The following is a 17,307-nucleotide window of genomic DNA, read 5'->3' as shown; positions in this document are numbered from 1 at the left end:
GTTGTTTTACCATGGTCAACGTGACCGATTGTGCCCACGTTAACGTGTGGCTTATTACGTTCAAACTTAGCCTTAGCCATGAGATCTTCCTCGTTTACGTCGAACACAATTCTAAGATTGTTCAGTATCGACCTGTCGCCAAAAAAATTGACACTTTAAATACTTGAAAAGCAGACTAATAAGCCTGCTTTCTTTAAAACTTTGTAGAAATTTCTACTAAACTGTATATCTGGAGCTCTTATCGAGATTTGAACTCGAGACCTCTCCCTTACCAAGGGAGTGCTCTACCACTGAGCTATAAGAGCATTTAATACTTCGATGGAGCGGGAGACGAGGGTCGAACTCGCGACATGCAGCTTGGAAGGCTGCCGCTCTACCAACTGAGCTACTCCCGCATATTGGTAAGACACTAGATCGAAGTTTTAAAATTGGTGGTGAGAGAAGGATTCGAACCTTCGAAGCTTACGCGGCAGAGTTACAGTCTGCTCCCTTTGACCGCTCGGGAATCTCACCATTTACACTTACTTCAGTGTTGTTCTTTACTCGACTACTTAAACTCTCTAAGATGGTGCCGGCACACGGATTCGAACTGTGGACCTACTGATTACAAGTCAGTTGCTCTACCAACTGAGCTATGCCGGCGTTTCTTAGTGTTTCGTACGTTTCGTATCGGAACGGTGTGCAGTTTAGCAAAACTTGAAATCCGTGCAAGTGTTTTTTTCAAAAAAAACCCTAAAAACTCACAAAATCAATCCGTTTGATGATAATTCAACCGCTTTGATCACTGCGCGAGCTTTTATTTGGGTTTCATTCCACTCAGAATCAGGATTTGAGTCTGCAACAAGACCCGCACCAGCCTGTACATAAACCTTATTTTCGCGAATAACACACGTTCTAATTGCGATAGACATGTCCATTTCACCATGCCAGCCTAAATAACCAACAGCACCGCCAAAAATTCCACGTTTTACTGGCTCAACTTCGTCAATAATTTCCATAGCACGAATTTTTGGTGCCCCAGAAAGTGTTCCTGCAGGGAATGTTGCTTTAAAAACATCCAAAGCATCTACGCCTTCCGCAACTTCCCCTTGCACATTAGAAACAATATGCATGACATGTGAATAACGCTCGATCACCATTTGATCAGTGACTTGCACTTTACCGATTTTTGATACACGCCCAATATCATTGCGACCCAAATCAATCAACATTAAGTGCTCTGCGATTTCTTTCTCATCGGAAAGTAAATCTTTTTCCAGCGCTAAATCTTCTTCTTTGGTTTTACCGCGTGGTCGTGTGCCCGCTAATGGGCGCACAGTCGCCACCCCATTTTCTAAACGCGATAAAATTTCTGGTGATGAGCCCACAATATAAAATGGCTTTTCATCACTAAGCGTCTTTCCTTGTACTAAAAACAGATATGGTGAAGGATTAAGATGACGTAATGCACGATATACTTGTAAAGGATCACCATCAAAGTCCGATACCATGCGATGACCAGGAACCACCTGCATCACATCACCCGCACGAATGTACTCTTTAACAGTTTCAATCGATTCTAAGAATTTTTCTTTACCTGTTAATGATTCAAAATGAGGGGCCGTGTGAGGCTTTGCCTGCAAGCTCACCGGTGTGGCAAGTAATGATTCAATTTCATCCAGCTGGCTTTGTGCTTTACTAAAAGCATCCGCATCCTGTGTATCCGCATGTACGATAATAAATAGCGTGTCTTTTAAATTATCAAAAACTACAACTGTTTTAGACAACATGAGCCATAAATCTGGCAATCCAACAGGATCAGCATCAGGAACGTTATTTAAGCGCGGTTCAATATAACGTACCGCGTCATAACCTAGATAGCCCACCAAGCCCCCTGTAAAGTTAGGCAAATCTGGAAGTTCTGCTTTTGATGGCACTTTGAACTGCGATTGAAAGTCACGGATATACTGGAAAGGATCCTGGCATTCAAACGATTCGACTTGACCGTCAGCATTCTGAATTGTTAACTGTCCTGCATTACAAGAGAATACGGTTGACTCACCTAGACCAATAATGGAATAACGCGCCCAGTTTTCACCACCTTCTACAGACTCAAATAAATAGGCTTGTTGATGTTGTTTTAAACGTGCAAATACTGACAATGGAGTATCAGTATCTGCTAAGCGTTGGCGATAAACTGGAATTAAGTTAAAACCTTGTGATTGAAGTTGTTGAAATTGAGTTGACGTTGTCATGAGGAATTCTCTGTAGTTTTCGATGCATATTGAATGTACTATAAGGTCTGCGCTGAGAGACGCCATCGAAAAACATTAAAACTATTCATTCCTCTACCCTTCTTTATTTATTACAACTTATTTAGAAATCAACACAGTTAAATCATCAACTACTTGTTGCGGCTTACATAACTGAATATCTTCACCATGATTATAACCATAGCTTACGACAATACAATCAATACCCGCACGGCGCGCTGCCTCTACATCATTCGATGAGTCACCAATCATCAAGGTATTGTCCAGATCAGTTCCAAAGGCCTCAACACAATGCAACAAAGGTTTAGGATCTGGTTTTCTCACCTCAAAACGATCTCCACCCACCGTATCCACAAAATAGTGATCCATCTTTAATTCAGCCAATATTTTTCTAGCGGGTAATTCCGGCTTATTCGTGACACACACCATTTTTTTTTGATGAGCTCGACCCCACTCTAAAAATTCGATAATGCCGTGAAATGGACGCGTATCCACGCACGGTTCGGCATTATAAATTTCTAAAAAAGTATCCAATAATTGTTGATGCTCAGAAGGCTCTACACGCCCAGTCAGATGCATTAAAACACTCTGACAGAACAATGAAGTCCCTTTGCCAATCCAATTTCGAACTTGAGATTCTGTGACCAAAGGCAGTTCTAATACATTCAAACTCATATTCATGGCACGATATAGATCAAATGCCGAATCAACCAAAGTTCCATCCAGATCAAAAAGAATTAAGTCACGCTGTTCCAAATTCGCAATATTCATTATTTTAAACCTAACAAAAAAGGCATGCGAAAGCATGCCTTAAAAAATCACATGCAACTTAGTTGAAAATAAACCAGGCAACCAGTGCCACAATTACTAACACCAATAATGCCATTAAGCCAATATTGGCATTTTTTTGAGTTTCCAACTCTTTTTCCGTACAAGCTGCAGGAATATTTACCTCACACGCTTCATGCTTATTGACAGTTGTATTAACATCAACCCCCTCAGGAATTGGCGCTGGTTTAGGAATTCCTACATTTTGAGGCATACCATCTCGAGTAAGCTGAACTGAGCTATCTCGCTCTTTCAGATCAGGCATACCCTGCTCAAGCATTTCAGCTGCTGCTGTCTTCTCTACTGCAACCTTTGAAGAAATTTCAGCTGTTGCGATTGCTTCGCTAGGCTGCTGAACATCTTGTAATGTTTGTGCAGATTGCGCAGGTGCTAAAACTGAAAATTTATGGCTAGCAAATTGCAGAATATCGCCATCTTTAACAATAGTTTCGCCTTCAGCAACTTTTGTATCGTTAATAAACGTGCCATTTGACGAACCTAAGTCTTGAACAGTGAGCACCTGCTCTTTTAGAAACAAAGCAGCATGACGGCGTGATACATCTGCAGACTGAATCAAAATATCTGCATCTTGATGACGACCCACCAACATGTCTCGATCGATATCAACTTCTTTACCCGCAAATTCGCCAGTAATTGTTTGTAATTTCCAAGTCATAGTTTCGATCCATTATTCAAGTTTTGACATTTTAACATGGCTGTTTTCGAGATTCACATTGAACGCATGTTATCGAGATGGTCTCAATGTCGTGGTTGTGACCGTATTTTGTGTTCTTTGCACATCTTGTTTTGGCTCAATCGCGACAGGGGTTTCCACCACGACTTGGGCATTGTTTGTATTTGTTGTGGCAACTTGATTGTAAATCACAGGCTTTGGCAGCACTCGCGTTGATTTCACCACAGGATCCTGAGTCACGATGACATTTGGACGTTCAATCACACGCCCTACTGGCTTAGACTGTGCTGTCGGAGCAGTATAACGCTGTACCTGTGGCTCTACTGCTTGAGGCGTTGATGGCACTACGATAGGCTTAACGGGTTGAGGAGTACTTGATACAGGCAACCGCTGTTGGAAGATATCATCAACATTATCCGGTAGCTTCTTAAATGTTCCATCACCATCTAGCGCTAACTGCAAACTGTATAAACGGTCATAACGTTGCTGTGACAATCTACGAATATCAGCCGTATCTCCTACGATTGTTGGATGAATAAAAACGAGTAGGTTTCGTTTCACATTATTCTTTGCATCTGCTCTAAACAGTCTACCCAAACCAGGAATCGAGCTTAAACCTGGGACGCCTTGACGCGTTAACTTAGTATCATCTGAAATCAGACCACCCAGTACAATTGTTTGACCATTTTCAGCCAAAATCGAGGTTTTTATGGCACGCTTAGTGGTCACCAAGTCTTTCGCCTCACCACTATCTGGCTTCACTGAGGATACTTCTTGTTCTACAGCAAGACGAACTGTTCCACCTTCACCAATTTGCGGAATGACCTTTAATGTAACACCAACATCTTTACGCTCAATTGAAGTATAAGGGTTTGCTGTTCCACCTGTTGTTGTCACAGATCCTGTCTGGAATGGGACATTCTCACCCACAACGATATAAGCTTCCTCGTTATCCATGGTGACAATCGATGGTGTAGACAATAAGTTCGACTTAGTATTGGTCTTTAACGCCTGAATCAGTGCGCCATACAGTTTACGCGATCCATTCGCACCTTCTTTATATTCACCTAAGGCCAATGAAGCACCAGCTCCAATCAAACCAGCACCCGTAGCTACATTACCAAGGAATCCAGAAGCCAATTGACTCAGCCCTACACCCGCTTTATCAAAATTGATTACACCAATACCGCTACTGATGTCACCTAGTGCCCACTGAACACCCAATTGATCTACGTCATTTCCTTCAACTTCAACAATAGCAGCCTCAATGAGAATTTGTTGACGACGCACGTCAAGTTGATGAATAGCAGATTCAATTTCACGCATGAGTTGAGGATCTGCTTTTACCACTAATGCATTTTGTGCACCATCAGCAATAATACTCACGCCATTACTATTAAAACTTGTAATATCTTGTTGATTTTGATTTGAACCACTATTCAAATTAATCGCTGGAGTACTCACACTCCCATTTGAAGACGTATTACTCGAAGTATTATTAATTAATGAGTTACTAGCACTTGAATTGAAGCTTGAACTATTTGAATTACTGGTACTATTCACCGCCTGACCAGATACTAAACCTTGTAAAATTTCAGCCAAATTTTTTGCGCTTGCATACTTAAGCTTAAATACTTTTAGACCGCCTAAGCGATCAGCTGAAGGAACATCAAGCATTTCGATCATTTGACGAATGCGTTTACGAGTACTTGGATCACCCTTGATCAAAATCCGATTAGTACGTGCATCTGCAATAATACGTACTCGAGAACCTGAAATGTCTTTGGCACCCCCCGTAGAAGACATTGAATCCAACAAAACTATCAGCTCTTCAGCTTGGCTAGACTGCAAGCTAATAGCCTCAATATCGTTTTGTCCCGTTCCATCTAAATTACGAATAATCGTTTCAAGCTGTGCAATATTATTCGCACGATCTGAGACTATAAGCGCATTTGTTCCTTGTACCGCCGCCAAATGCGCAAATTGCGGCATGAGCGGTCTTAACGCTGGTATTAGATCATTGGGGTTAGTATTTTCCAGCCAAATGACACGAGTAACCACTTGATCACCTCGTGCGTTCCGAGAGGCATCAAAAGGCACACCTGAATTTTTTACATTATTGTCAGGGACTAAGCGGATAGTGTTACCCGCAGGTACAGCAACAACGCCATTAACGTTTAACACACCCAAGAACAAATCATAGACTTCAGCTTTGTTTAAAGCCTTATTTGAAATGACCGTCACATTACCCCGAACCCGCGGATCAACTGCGAAGTTTTTTCCCGTGATATCTGCCACTTCATTAATAAATGCAGTTAAATCTGCATCACGCAGGTTAATTTTCCAAGTTTGCGCTTGCGCAGCGGTACTTGCGACAGCCAATACTGGTGCTACTGCGACCATCGCCCAAAGTGACCGATTTCGATTTAAAAAATCCATAACTTGTTATATTTCCTAATACTTTATGCAAATTTACACATTTTAAAATTCTTGTTGGAAGGTCATCACTTGATCACCTCGTTTTACTTCAATGCGAACTTTACCTTCTCGTTTAGCCTGTTCTAGCAGTTGTGCATCGCTTTGTCCTTGACCGACTGATTGCCCATTCAAGGATAAAACGCGATCACCAGGTCTTAATCCCAGTTTGCTTCTCAAAAATGCAGGCGTTCGATCCGTGACTTCATAACCTTGACCACTGTCAGTGTTGACACCCATATTACTTAAGTATTGTTCACGATTTTCTTGAATTTGATTGATTGCCTGACCAATGGCATTTTGAGTAGTCGTTTGACCTGAATTCGAAGTTGCGTTAGCAGAATTTTGCTGTGCATCAGGTACCAGCGGCTGATTAAGATTTTCTATTCCGGTAAATCTCAACTCAGTCGTCGCACCACTCGGCTGTTTCAATACCACATGATCCCAATATACTTCTGAAAGCTGAAAAGAACTTCCTTCCAAAGTTTGTCCAATGGTATAACGATCAGCAACCTCTCGAACTTTAATCACCGCTGAAGATTGACTACTCGGCGTCGAAACCACAACCCCTTGCAACGTAAGCGCTAAATTAACATCAGCAGCACTTACTTGCGCACCTGTTTCTTGAAACAATGAGAAACTCGATATATTCGGAACAGGAAGTTGCTGCGAACCTAATGCGACTTGCTCAACTTGCATGACTTGCGGTGGTGCAACCACCAACCAAAATAATGAAGCGAGCTTCCACATCATGATTAAAATCAGAATAAATAAAGTAAGTGGAGCAATTCGATCTAAATCTTTTAATGAAATTTGTGAAAACTTATCTTGGAATCCTTTCATTAGAAACCTCCACTCAGCAGTGGCTGTCTCGTACTGACAACAAAGGTATCCAAACCAGCTTTACCATCGTATGAAGGCACATTCATTAATAATCTTTGGGTCACCTGTGCATCCAACATTAATGCAGGATCTAAACTAAGGTTGGCCATTTTTTGCCCGCGCTGATCTTGTACATCAATGAGCAGTTTTCCAGCTTCGTCTGAAAATTGCCCTTTTAAGGATGGCATATTCATTCGTTCTTGTTTTTGGGCAAATGTATAAGTTAGCGTACCACCACCCCATTGCATCTCTCCGTCGGTTTTTGCAAAACCATCGTTTTGTTTGAATTGAAATGCTACATCCTTCAGCTGAATACTATTCTGAGGCCATTGCCAATCCACAAATGTTTTAAGTGTTTCAGGAGCAATATTTCCACTCATATTTTTGATAATTATTTTTTTCCCAAGCCCATAACCCACTACACCATTGAGTTGAGTCTGACCACTATGTATTTCTAAGTTGGCACCAGCCCTTAATAAAATCAGATCGAAAGGACGTGTTTGCCAGATGACAGAACCTGCGAGATTTCCTTTTTGCCAATCTGCTTGACCTTGCCAGATATTGCCACTGACATTTTTTAAAATTTGATTATTTTTATAAAATTTAGCTATGAGCCACGATGCTGGAACTTGTAAAAAAACAAATAATAAAAAAGCGAAGATAGCGACGCTTAACCACACCATTTTTTTTGATTTTTTTATCATTCCATGTATACCAACATCTAAGTCTAATTAACCGCAAAATGTTTGAAAATTTTCTATCTTGGTATTATGCATAATTTTTACACTTCTCCAATTCACTTATAAAAAAACCAAGCAGATTTGCTTGGTTTTTTTAATATTAGTGTCATTACATGACAAATCAGTGAAATTAGATAAGAAAATCTTCTAATTTGGCACCTTTTTCAAGCTCTGCAACCAACCAACGTGGCTTCTTTCCACGCCCTGTCCAAGTCTCCGCAGTATTATTTTTATTACGATAACGAGGCTCTACAGATTTACGCGTGCTTTTCTTACGCTTTTGTGCACCATATTCAATGAATTGCTCTAAAGACATACCCACTGATTCAGCAATTTGAGTAATCTGATGATAAGCATCTTCAATTTCCTGATCTTTCTTAGACTCGATCAAAGCTTGGGCTTCAGCAGTTAACTTTCTTAACTCTTCAACAGATAAATTACTAATATCAGGCATAACATTTACTCCAAAAAATTCAATATCATTATTAGATTTATAAAGCGTCATCTTATTGTTATAAATTATTTTAATCAATCCATCATGTTATTTAATATACATAAATAAAACAAATAATTTAATACATTAATTAACCGAGTCTATTTCTATTATTTTTTCTCTAATATGCTCTGGAATCAAAACCTTTTGCATTGTATTTTTATCCACACAAACTATAACGGCCTCAGCAATTGCCACAATTTCATTCTGTTGTTCACTCCAAACTCTATATTCCATCCTGAAGGCAGAGTTACGCAATTCAACCACTTTAGTTCCAATGCGTAAATAATCAGGATAAAACACTGGTTTAAGATATTTACAATTATTTGAAGCCACAACAGTATTAATATCTAACGCTAAGATTTCTAATTGATTCAAATACTCTATTCGAGCAGTTTCAATATAGCGATAATAAATCACATTATTGACATGTCCAAAAGCATCCATATCACCCCAAGCGACTTTTTGATGGGTAATGACTTTGTACTCATTCATTTGTTTCATTCATCATTCTCATAACTTAAATTGAATAAATTTATTATGGGTCTCAAAGACACTGTTCAATTGCTGAGTTAATACAGCATCGCCTTTTAATACAGATTTAATTCTTAAATAGTTCATTAAAGGGTGATCAGGATATAATTGCAATAATGCCTCAGCATCCTGTTCACGATGAGTCGCAGTATAAATATGCCATTTAGAAAAACTCAAAATCGGTAATCCAGGATATTTCATTTCAAAATGATCAATCTGGTTTTCAAGCATTTCATAATCAGGATTTTGTTTTAACAATTGTTGTTGAAACCATAAATAAAAAATATCCTGATCGAACCGTTCTTCTAATAAAGACAAAGAAAGTTGAGTTTCATCAAAAGCCATCTCAGGAATGCGAGAAATAAGTTTTAACCATAACGATTTAATACCATATGAAGACGATACAATTTGATCACTCATTTGAGCATACCGAATTTGAATAAGCTCTAAATCTGTATTTGAAGCGTTGTCAAAATCATTGAGTAGCTTTAAAAGCCATTTCTTTTTATGTTCCAAATCTAAATGGCCATATTGCGTGGATTTTAAATAATGCCATGGATATTGAATCGCAAATCTACCCCATAGATGATTCAACTTATGCTGATAAGCATCTTCAAGATCTTTTAACCAAGGTGACAGCATATGACCATGTAAAAACTCTAAATGGGTTAAAGCCTGATCTGGAAGCTCTTGAGCTAAATAAATTTCAATACGCTGGAGTTCAGCCAATTCAAAAGCATCTGCAGGACTTTGTTGTAAAACACTCAACGCATCATCAATACGATCTTGCTTCAACCATATACGAGATTGAATAACCTCTCTGAGTAATCCTGAGTTCTCAAACACAGGTTGTAAATATTCTCGCTGTTTTGTGTTGGCCTCCAAAACCCACAAAACTCCTAATTTTTCATACGTATGAAGCCTTGAAAAGTCTGTCACCTGTTGAATTTTACGCTGCTCTCGTGATCTCATCTTTCCAACCCAAAACCATAAAAGATGAAGAGATAAAGCAACGAATAGAAGAAAAAATGAAACAAACCAGAGGTTCGTTTGAATCTGAATACCGTGCCAAAGCATGTAAATATAACCTGGCCCTTCTTGATAACTCAGCACACTTAACACGGCTAATATCATTAAACCAACTAATGCATAAACTATAAAAATATGTTTCATGATTAGCCCTCTAAAATTGCTTTACTGTTCAATTTAGGGACAGGTAAAAGTTGTGCTTGTTTGAGATGTTTCACTTTATTTTTTATTTTGATTGCCGCAGCATCAGGCAGTTGATCCAGTTCATCGATAATTGAGGTCAGTGCATTTTGATAATCAATGTATTGTCCTTGTTGTAGTGCTCTTTGAGCAAATAACACTCTCAATTGAACTTCTTTTAAAACTAATCTTCGATTAAGTAATACCGGCATCTGTTCATCAACGCGTTCAACTTTGAATACACGCTCAAACCATGAGGATTGCGAAGAGTTATCACTCTTGAGTTGCTGTACTTGTTGTTCATTTTTCAAATTTGCATCAATATTTTCAAGCAAGTCACCTAACTGAGCAATTTGAATATTTTTTGCCACAACATATTGTTGAATCATTTTTTGATCATGCTCAACAGCTCGATGCATTGAAACCTGCAATGTATCTGCCAAAGCCAAGCGCTCAACCAGTTGATCCAGTTGATTGAGTTGCTCAAGTGCATATACAAACTCATGTTGATCTAAGGCAAATTGAATTAGCTCTAATTTTTGACTTAAGAGTTTGATTGGATTGATTTCAGATTGAATTTCTTGTTGATTATTGTTTTGCTGAGGTGGATTGGATTGAGACGAAACCTGCTGATTTGAGCGCTGAATTGCTACCAACTGATCATTCAAACTTGCCACTAATTGCTCTGATTTATGTTGAGTTTGTTGTAGCAACTCAACTTTTTCTTGTAATGAAAAATGATCATAGCTGAGTTTAATCAACCAAATGATTAAGCCTAAAATGAATAGATATAAAATTTTCTTCATGAGTGCCTATGTTCACTTTCAAGCTGCGACAAAATCGTATCTGGCATTAAGTCCGCAATTTGAGTGATTTGAAATTTAGTATTTGAGGTCTGTTGATACATACACACGATCTGATATAACCGATTCGCTAAAACCAAGTAATGACCGTGTTGCATAAATACAGGATAATTTTTGCATAAACTCAGCCAATTTTTCCAACTGGCTTCACTACTAATCAATACAGCATAAGGTTGTGGATTTGCATTGAATGCTTCAAGTAGATGTTTAAATTTATCTTGAGCATCACTTGGGCAGTAGCGGGAGTATAAAACAAAATTAAGTACTTCAATTTTAGCAGTACGACACTGCTGCATCATGAACTGACGGCCACCTTCTCCCCGCCAAAACGCAATACGTTTGAGATCAGCATTTTGTGTTAAAACCGAAAGACTTAACATTCCTTCAGATGTTTCAACATCTGGAACTAAACTTTTAACACCATATCGACTTAGAGCTTCAGCTGTTTTCCGGCCAACTGCAATCCATTTGATATGATTTAAATCGGTCAATTTAAGTCCCGATTTTTCGAGAAACTGCATGCCAACTTCAACGGCTGTTGGACTGACGACCACAATCACTTGTGCTGAAATTAATTGCTGAAAGAGCTGATCAAGTTCATCACTCCAATGAACAGCAGCCAACTCTAGTACAGATAACTCGATAGGCTCATATCCTGCACGTACCAGTGCCTCATTGAGAGGCTTAGCACGATCTGCAGGTCGAGTATTGATAAACTTCATTTCATTGTTTTATTTATACAGTGCTTTTAATAAATCAGCAGCACCTTGGTCAATCAAAGCTTTTGCAAGTGAAACACCCAACGTTTCAGCTTGTTCAACTGGACCTTCTACTTTAGCAACCAATAATGTTTGACCATCCACACTGCCTACGCGCCCCTCTAATTGAATCTGTTGATCATTTAAAGTCGCATATCCCGCAATCGGTACCTGACATCCACCTTCTAGATAAGTATTAAATGCACGTTCTGCACGAACACACGCATCTGTTTCTGCATGTAATAAAGGTCGAATCAACTCTAATACGCGTGCATCGTCACCTCGACACTCAAGACCTAATGCACCTTGGCCAACTGCGGGTAAACTCGTCTGTGCATCCAGCGTGTGTCGAATACGCTCTGCTAAACCTAAACGTTTTAAGCCTGCACTTGCCAGAATGATGGCATCGTAAAGCCCATCATCAAGCTTAGATAGTCGTGTGCCTACATTTCCACGTAAATCTATAATCTCAAGATCTGGACGGGCTTTTAAAATTTGACATTTACGACGCAAACTTGAGGTTCCCACTTTGGCACCAAGGGGCAAATCTTCAAACTTGCTATAAGTATTCGAAACAAAAGCATCTAAAGGATCTTCTCGCTCGCAAATCACAGCAAGACTTAATCCTTCTGGGAGCGCCATCGGCACATCTTTCATGGAATGGACAGCCAGATCTGCACGACCATCAAGTAATGCTGCCTCAAGCTCTTTAACAAATAAACCTTTTCCACCAATCTTGGCTAAAGGGGTGTCTAAAATTTTATCGCCTTGGGTCACAAACGTCACCAACTCAACTTTTAGACCAGCATGTAGGGTCTCAAGTCGCTCACGAATATGCTCCGCCTGCCATAAAGCCAATGGACTTTGACGAGTTGCAATTTTTAAGGTTTTGATCATTTTAATGCTGCCAAACTTTAGACATCCTAAACTTACCCTGCTGTCCCAAAATTGCAAGTAAATTGTTCGGCAATCATTATAATTTTAGGCAACTAAATATTTTGCATTCTTTCTCTAAGCAAAGGTAAGTGACGGCGACTGACCGCCAATTTCTCTTCAAGTTCACGACAACGAACTTGATACTGGCCTGAAGCAACCAACTCCAATCCATCCAAATAATCCAATGCAATCAGCGCATTTCGATGAATTCGTATAAATTTATTTGAAAACTCACGTTCTAAATCTTTTAAGGTCTCATCAATCAAGACACTGCCGTTTTTGTGTCGTACTGTTACGTATTTCTGATCAGCCAGAAAATAGTAAACATTTTCGATAGGAATGAGTTCAAGACCACGATACGTTTTCGCAGCGATTTGCTGACGCTGATGTTTTTCTTCCATATTTTCTTTTTGTTCTATATTTGACATTTGAGCTTGAGTAAGTTTAGTTAAATTATTCAGTGTATTTTCTAATTCTGATTTGATAATCGGCTTTAATAAATAGCCTTTCGCTTGTGCCTGAATAGCAGTCAAAGCATGCTCATCATAGGCCGTGCAAAAAACAATAGCAGGCATTGGGTTTAGCTGTGAAAGATGCTGAGCGCATGTCAAACCATCCATTTCAGGCATTTGGATGTCAAGTAAAATTACATCAGGCTCATATTGTTGAACTAAGGTCAAAGCTTCTTTTCCATGGTGCGCAGTTGCAACAACTTGATGCCCCAATTGAGTAACCAAGCGAGATAAGCGCTCAACCGCGAGTGGTTCATCATCACAAATTAGGATGTCCATTGTTCCTCCTTGCTCAAGTTAACGTTGCTTATTTTAATGTATTAACTTGATTTTATTTATATTGGTACTGGACTACAGTCGTGTAAATTCCATTACCTGCATGACTCCTAAACTGTACCGTATACCCATAGTGTGCTTTCAAACGCTGTTTCACGTTTTCTATCGCAATACCATTCCCCTCCCTATTGGCCATTTTATCGGCTATATAAGGGTTAGTAATGACTATAGTGACTTGATTTTGTAATATTTCAACCAATATGACAATCTTTGCATCAATTAACTTTTTCTCTACCCCATGAAAGATACTATTCTCAATTAAAGGCTGTAAAGTTAAAAAAGGGATACTTGCTTGGCCCAACTGCTCTGGTTGTAAGATATTCCATTCCACATTTAATCTCGAACCCAACCTTAGCTTTTCAACCGCCAAATAATGTTCACACAATTGGATTTCTTCTTTTAATGTGACAATTTTAAGCTCTTGAAAGCTTGCTCTAAACAACCTTGAAAGATCGATCAGCATTTGCTCAGCTTTATCTGGATCACTCCCAATCAGACTCACCACACTATTTAAACTATTAAAAAGAAAGTGTGGATGTATTCTTGCTTGCATGGCTTGAATTCGAGCATTCAATTCTCCTTGTTGCTGCTTTAACCACTCACCACGAACATAGATATATCGTAAACAAAAAGTGATCAACAATACACCATAGCTCATATGTAAAATCACATGATCAAATAAAAGTAACCATGAAAATTTTTGTAAAGAAAAGTTACTCCCCCAAAAAAACAGGAAATTCAAACTACAAGTAGTGAACAGGATAATGAGTTCTAATAGTACAAATGTATAAATCGCAGACTGCAAAGTTGTTAATTTTTGCCAAAACTCCCTAAATAAATCAATTACGGCGATAAAGACCAATACCACCCAATTGATATAAAGCACATACTTGATCACCTGTGATGTCTGTAAATTTGACCAAGACTGTGACTCTGCTAGGCACAGCAACAACGCCAAAAAAATACTGGCAATAAACAGCTCTGCAAAATATTGCCATTGCCCAATACGTACAAAGAAATTGGCGTCGATAAATTCTTGTTTATCTTTTGAAGAATTATCCATAGGCAAGACTTCGGCATCTTGATTTGAATTTGTTATACTGGATGCAAAATTACTGCTTTTTCTTTTACTGAGCCGACATGACCACATCTTCTAATTCCTCTAATCCGTCACAAGCCCAAACTTCAGGTATGTGGGGCGGTCGTTTTTCCGAAGCAACTGATGCCTTTGTCGCTGAATTTACAGCATCTGTCCAATTTGACCAACGCTTTTATAAACAAGATATTGCAGGTTCAATCGCACATGCAACGATGTTGGCAAAAGTCGGTGTACTCACTGAACAAGAGCGTGATGACATCATCGCAGGCTTAACCGCAATTAAAGCGGATATTGAAGCTGGCAACTTCGAATGGCGTATTGATTTAGAAGATGTTCACATGAACATTGAATCTCGATTAACACAACGCATTGGGATTACAGGTAAGAAATTACATACAGGTCGTAGCCGTAATGACCAAGTAGCAACGGATATTCGTTTGTATGTACGTGATGAAATTGATGCCATCTTAGGGTTATTACACAAACTACAAAAAGGCATTCTAGGCTTGGCTGCTAAAAATACTAATACAATCATGCCGGGCTTTACACATCTTCAAACTGCACAGCCTGTGACGTTTGGACATCATTTAATGGCATGGTTTGAAATGCTGGTACGTGACTCAGAACGTTTGATTGACTGCCGTAAACGCGTGAATCGTATGCCTTTAGGTTCTGCTGCGCTTGCAGGTACCACTTATCCAATCGATCGTGCTTATACAGCAGAACTTTTAGGGTTTGAAGCAGTTGCAGAAAACTCATTAGATGCTGTATCTGATCGTGATTTTGGTATTGAGTTTAATGCTGCGGCATCACTCATCATGATGCACTTATCTCGTATGTCTGAAGAATTAATTCTTTGGACATCTGCACAATTCAAGTTTGTGAATATTCCTGACCGCTTCTGCACAGGCTCTTCAATCATGCCTCAGAAGAAAAATCCTGATGTACCTGAACTTGTTCGTGGTAAAACAGGCCGTGTATATGGTGACTTAATGAGTCTACTAACCCTCATGAAAGGTCAACCTTTGGCATATAACAAAGACAACCAAGAAGATAAAGAACCATTATTTGATGCTATTGATACGGTTCGTGGCTCTTTAATGGCTTTCGCAGACATGATTCCTGCGCTTGTTCCAAATATTCCTGAAATGCGCGAAGCTGCGCTGCGTGGTTTCTCAACAGCAACCGACCTTGCTGATTACTTAGTGAAAAATGGTGTTGCATTCCGCGATGCACATGAAATCGTCGGTAAAGCAGTTGCGCTTGGCGTACAAGAAGGTAAGGATTTATCAGAACTTACGCTTGAACAACTTCAACAATTCTCTGATTTAATTCAAGCTGACGTCTTTGAAAAAGCATTAACTTTAGAAGCTTCTGTCAATGCACGTAACCACATCGGTGGAACAGCACCTGCTCAAGTTGAAGCAGCAATTGAGCGTGCTCATGCGCGTTTAGAAGCTCTTTACGCTTAATTTCTGATTATATTTTTGGAGTATTGATATGTCTCGCCAAGTATTTTGCCGTAAGTATCAAAAAGAAATGGAAGGTTTGGATTTTGCACCATTCCCTGGTCCTAAAGGTCAGGAACTATTTGATAGTGTTTCTAAGCAAGCATGGGGCGAATGGTTAAAGCATCAAACTACTTTAATCAATGAAAAACGTTTAAATGTCTTTGAAGCTGATGCAAAAAAATTTCTTGAAGAACAACGTGAAAAGTTCTTCAACAATGATGAAACTTTAGAAAAAGCTGAAGGCCTAAAGCCTGAGTAAAAAAAGAAAGCACTGCTTTTCTTTTTACGTAAGATAAGGACGAAGTCCGCGTAGGCTTTAATCTAAAAAGAATCCCCATCTTTGGGGATTCTTTTTTATGCGTTACTTTAAAAATTAGGCAAGAAAAACACAGAAGGTGTGCACAGGCTTTAATCCCAAAAGAATCTCCGTAATAGAGGTTCTTTTTTTATGGGACATCAAATAAATATCAATGGAGTCAAAATTTAGCTGACGAAAGAAGTGCTTGTGGTGGATTTAAAATATGACCTAATTGGTAAACTCTATCCATATTTAACTGCATCTCCATTCGGTCAACACGAATTGGGCCAAATTTAATGTAAATCTGCCGATTTTGAAGATCAAACCGCTGCTCCAAAACCTGTCCATTGAATTGTAAAGAGTTCATAGATGTTAAGTCCATAAGCGCTTTAAAAGGTTGCTCTTCATCCTTTGTATAATGAATCCTTTTTCTATCACTCACGAAATTTTCTAAATGGTTTAAATCCTGAGATTTAAAAGATGTAATTTCACGAATTTGAGATTCCTCAATACCTAAAGCATTGACCAAACTTAACTGATCATCTGGCAGTAATTTAAAATGCCCATTGTTAGGATGTGCCGCCCAACTCAAACTCGAAAGACCCCAAGCACAGATTCCCCACAAAACTTGCTTAAATTGTCTCATTCCCCATCGCTCTCACTGAACGTAATAAAAGCCATCTTTAAAAACATTTCAGCCAAACACAACTACCATTTATCTTAAATATCATTTACTTAACAAGAATTGTTAGACTCACGTCACAGACAAATCTTTTTTATTGATATTTATCTTCCTATCGGCTTTGTTGCACAAACCTAGCATCAAAAGCTTATTCAGCAATATAATTTCAAAATGAATAAGCCTGCCTCTAAAATCTACCGTACAA

General features: G+C 39.0%; 17 protein-coding genes, 4 tRNA genes and 1 pseudogene. 2 read left to right on the top strand and 20 right to left on the bottom strand.

Going from position 1 to position 17,307, the window contains the following annotated elements:
• The 19 genes and pseudogenes from AC1M9D_RS12935 to AC1M9D_RS12845 all read right to left on the bottom strand — a co-directional run.
• Positions 1-80: pseudogene (locus AC1M9D_RS12935) on the bottom strand (hypothetical protein); the annotation flags it as partial.
• Positions 81-230: 150 nt separating this feature from the next.
• A tRNA-Thr gene (locus AC1M9D_RS12930) sits at positions 231-305 on the bottom strand.
• Between the two features lie 14 nt (positions 306-319).
• Positions 320-395: transfer RNA gene (locus tag AC1M9D_RS12925), tRNA-Gly, on the bottom strand.
• A 34-nt stretch (positions 396-429) separates the two neighbouring features.
• Positions 430-513 (bottom strand) — tRNA-Tyr (locus AC1M9D_RS12920).
• A 53-nt stretch (positions 514-566) separates the two neighbouring features.
• Positions 567-642: transfer RNA gene (locus AC1M9D_RS12915), tRNA-Thr, on the bottom strand.
• Between the two features lie 98 nt (positions 643-740).
• Positions 741-2,234: an anthranilate synthase component I gene (gene trpE / locus AC1M9D_RS12910; protein ID WP_481612339.1), complete on the bottom strand. Its 1,494-nt coding sequence runs from the start codon at positions 2,232-2,234 to the stop codon at positions 741-743.
• A 117-nt stretch (positions 2,235-2,351) separates the two neighbouring features.
• The gene (locus tag AC1M9D_RS12905) at positions 2,352-3,023 is read right to left on the bottom strand and encodes an HAD-IA family hydrolase (protein ID WP_035270445.1); all 672 of its coding nucleotides are present in this window, start codon (positions 3,021-3,023) and stop codon (positions 2,352-2,354) included.
• A 58-nt stretch (positions 3,024-3,081) separates the two neighbouring features.
• The gene (locus AC1M9D_RS12900; protein WP_092766454.1) at positions 3,082-3,756 is read right to left on the bottom strand and encodes an FHA domain-containing protein; all 675 of its coding nucleotides are present in this window, start codon (positions 3,754-3,756) and stop codon (positions 3,082-3,084) included.
• A 69-nt stretch (positions 3,757-3,825) separates the two neighbouring features.
• Positions 3,826-6,213, bottom strand: a complete 2,388-nt coding sequence (gspD, locus tag AC1M9D_RS12895; protein WP_481612338.1) for a type II secretion system secretin GspD — start codon at positions 6,211-6,213, stop codon at positions 3,826-3,828.
• A 42-nt stretch (positions 6,214-6,255) separates the two neighbouring features.
• Positions 6,256-7,092 (bottom strand): type II secretion system protein N, encoded by an 837-nt coding sequence (locus AC1M9D_RS12890; protein ID WP_481612337.1) that lies wholly within the window; start codon positions 7,090-7,092, stop codon positions 6,256-6,258.
• Complete coding sequence (gene gspN / locus AC1M9D_RS12885) at positions 7,092-7,835, bottom strand: type II secretion system protein N (RefSeq protein ID WP_180028789.1); 744 nt, start codon at positions 7,833-7,835, stop codon at positions 7,092-7,094. Before gspN ends, AC1M9D_RS12890 begins: the two co-directional genes overlap by 1 nt.
• Before the next feature lie 166 nt (positions 7,836-8,001).
• The gene (locus AC1M9D_RS12880) at positions 8,002-8,325 is read right to left on the bottom strand and encodes an H-NS histone family protein (RefSeq protein ID WP_035267603.1); all 324 of its coding nucleotides are present in this window, start codon (positions 8,323-8,325) and stop codon (positions 8,002-8,004) included.
• 126 nt (positions 8,326-8,451) lie between these two features.
• The gene (locus tag AC1M9D_RS12875) at positions 8,452-8,868 is read right to left on the bottom strand and encodes an acyl-CoA thioesterase (RefSeq protein WP_481612336.1); all 417 of its coding nucleotides are present in this window, start codon (positions 8,866-8,868) and stop codon (positions 8,452-8,454) included.
• A gap of 9 nt (positions 8,869-8,877) precedes the next feature.
• Entirely contained in the window at positions 8,878-10,071 is a 1,194-nt protein-coding gene (locus AC1M9D_RS12870; RefSeq protein ID WP_481612335.1) for a heme biosynthesis protein HemY, read from the bottom strand.
• A gap of 2 nt (positions 10,072-10,073) precedes the next feature.
• Positions 10,074-10,913 (bottom strand): hypothetical protein, encoded by an 840-nt coding sequence (locus AC1M9D_RS12865; RefSeq protein WP_481612334.1) that lies wholly within the window; start codon positions 10,911-10,913, stop codon positions 10,074-10,076.
• The gene (locus AC1M9D_RS12860; RefSeq protein WP_481612333.1) at positions 10,910-11,692 is read right to left on the bottom strand and encodes a uroporphyrinogen-III synthase; all 783 of its coding nucleotides are present in this window, start codon (positions 11,690-11,692) and stop codon (positions 10,910-10,912) included. The genes AC1M9D_RS12865 and AC1M9D_RS12860 overlap by 4 nt, the downstream gene beginning before the upstream one ends.
• A 9-nt stretch (positions 11,693-11,701) precedes the next feature.
• Positions 11,702-12,622, bottom strand: a complete 921-nt coding sequence (gene hemC, locus AC1M9D_RS12855) for a hydroxymethylbilane synthase (protein WP_481590203.1) — start codon at positions 12,620-12,622, stop codon at positions 11,702-11,704.
• Positions 12,623-12,717: 95 nt separating this feature from the next.
• Positions 12,718-13,455, bottom strand: coding sequence for a LytR/AlgR family response regulator transcription factor (locus AC1M9D_RS12850; protein WP_092766460.1), 738 nt, complete (start codon positions 13,453-13,455; stop codon positions 12,718-12,720).
• A gap of 52 nt (positions 13,456-13,507) precedes the next feature.
• Positions 13,508-14,662, bottom strand: coding sequence for a sensor histidine kinase (locus AC1M9D_RS12845; protein ID WP_035267548.1), 1,155 nt, complete (start codon positions 14,660-14,662; stop codon positions 13,508-13,510).
• Between AC1M9D_RS12845 and argH the strand changes: the two genes are divergently transcribed.
• Positions 14,653-16,083 (top strand): argininosuccinate lyase, encoded by a 1,431-nt coding sequence (gene argH, locus AC1M9D_RS12840; RefSeq protein WP_051586571.1) that lies wholly within the window; start codon positions 14,653-14,655, stop codon positions 16,081-16,083. The genes AC1M9D_RS12845 and argH overlap by 10 nt on opposite strands.
• A 28-nt stretch (positions 16,084-16,111) precedes the next feature.
• A complete protein-coding gene (locus tag AC1M9D_RS12835; protein ID WP_035267550.1) occupies positions 16,112-16,381 on the top strand; it encodes an oxidative damage protection protein in 270 nt (89 codons plus the stop codon).
• Between the two features lie 217 nt (positions 16,382-16,598).
• On the opposite strand, the gene AC1M9D_RS12830 is transcribed toward AC1M9D_RS12835, so the two are convergent.
• Positions 16,599-17,066 (bottom strand): hypothetical protein, encoded by a 468-nt coding sequence (locus tag AC1M9D_RS12830; protein WP_481612332.1) that lies wholly within the window; start codon positions 17,064-17,066, stop codon positions 16,599-16,601.
• Positions 17,067-17,307: the final 241 nt, after the last annotated feature.

Source organism: Acinetobacter sp. ANC_7682 (assembly GCF_056779795.1).
Note: the sequence above shows the minus strand (reverse complement) of the source record. Positions and strands in the feature narration are given on the sequence as shown.

Coding starts and splice junctions, on each gene's coding strand:
- trpE (WP_481612339.1), bottom strand. CDS start 2,234: ATGACAACGTCAACTCAATTTCAACAACTTCAATCACAAGGTTTTAAC.
- AC1M9D_RS12905 (WP_035270445.1), bottom strand. CDS start 3,023: ATGAATATTGCGAATTTGGAACAGCGTGACTTAATTCTTTTTGATCTG.
- AC1M9D_RS12900 (WP_092766454.1), bottom strand. CDS start 3,756: ATGACTTGGAAATTACAAACAATTACTGGCGAATTTGCGGGTAAAGAA.
- gspD (WP_481612338.1), bottom strand. CDS start 6,213: ATGGATTTTTTAAATCGAAATCGGTCACTTTGGGCGATGGTCGCAGTA.
- AC1M9D_RS12890 (WP_481612337.1), bottom strand. CDS start 7,092: ATGAAAGGATTCCAAGATAAGTTTTCACAAATTTCATTAAAAGATTTA.
- gspN (WP_180028789.1), bottom strand. CDS start 7,835: ATGATAAAAAAATCAAAAAAAATGGTGTGGTTAAGCGTCGCTATCTTC.
- AC1M9D_RS12880 (WP_035267603.1), bottom strand. CDS start 8,325: ATGCCTGATATTAGTAATTTATCTGTTGAAGAGTTAAGAAAGTTAACT.
- AC1M9D_RS12875 (WP_481612336.1), bottom strand. CDS start 8,868: ATGAAACAAATGAATGAGTACAAAGTCATTACCCATCAAAAAGTCGCT.
- AC1M9D_RS12870 (WP_481612335.1), bottom strand. CDS start 10,071: ATGAAACATATTTTTATAGTTTATGCATTAGTTGGTTTAATGATATTA.
- AC1M9D_RS12865 (WP_481612334.1), bottom strand. CDS start 10,913: ATGAAGAAAATTTTATATCTATTCATTTTAGGCTTAATCATTTGGTTG.
- AC1M9D_RS12860 (WP_481612333.1), bottom strand. CDS start 11,692: ATGAAGTTTATCAATACTCGACCTGCAGATCGTGCTAAGCCTCTCAAT.
- AC1M9D_RS12850 (WP_092766460.1), bottom strand. CDS start 13,455: ATGGACATCCTAATTTGTGATGATGAACCACTCGCGGTTGAGCGCTTA.
- argH (WP_051586571.1), top strand. CDS start 14,653: ATGACCACATCTTCTAATTCCTCTAATCCGTCACAAGCCCAAACTTCA.
- AC1M9D_RS12845 (WP_035267548.1), bottom strand. CDS start 14,662: ATGTGGTCATGTCGGCTCAGTAAAAGAAAAAGCAGTAATTTTGCATCC.
- AC1M9D_RS12835 (WP_035267550.1), top strand. CDS start 16,112: ATGTCTCGCCAAGTATTTTGCCGTAAGTATCAAAAAGAAATGGAAGGT.
- AC1M9D_RS12830 (WP_481612332.1), bottom strand. CDS start 17,066: ATGAGACAATTTAAGCAAGTTTTGTGGGGAATCTGTGCTTGGGGTCTT.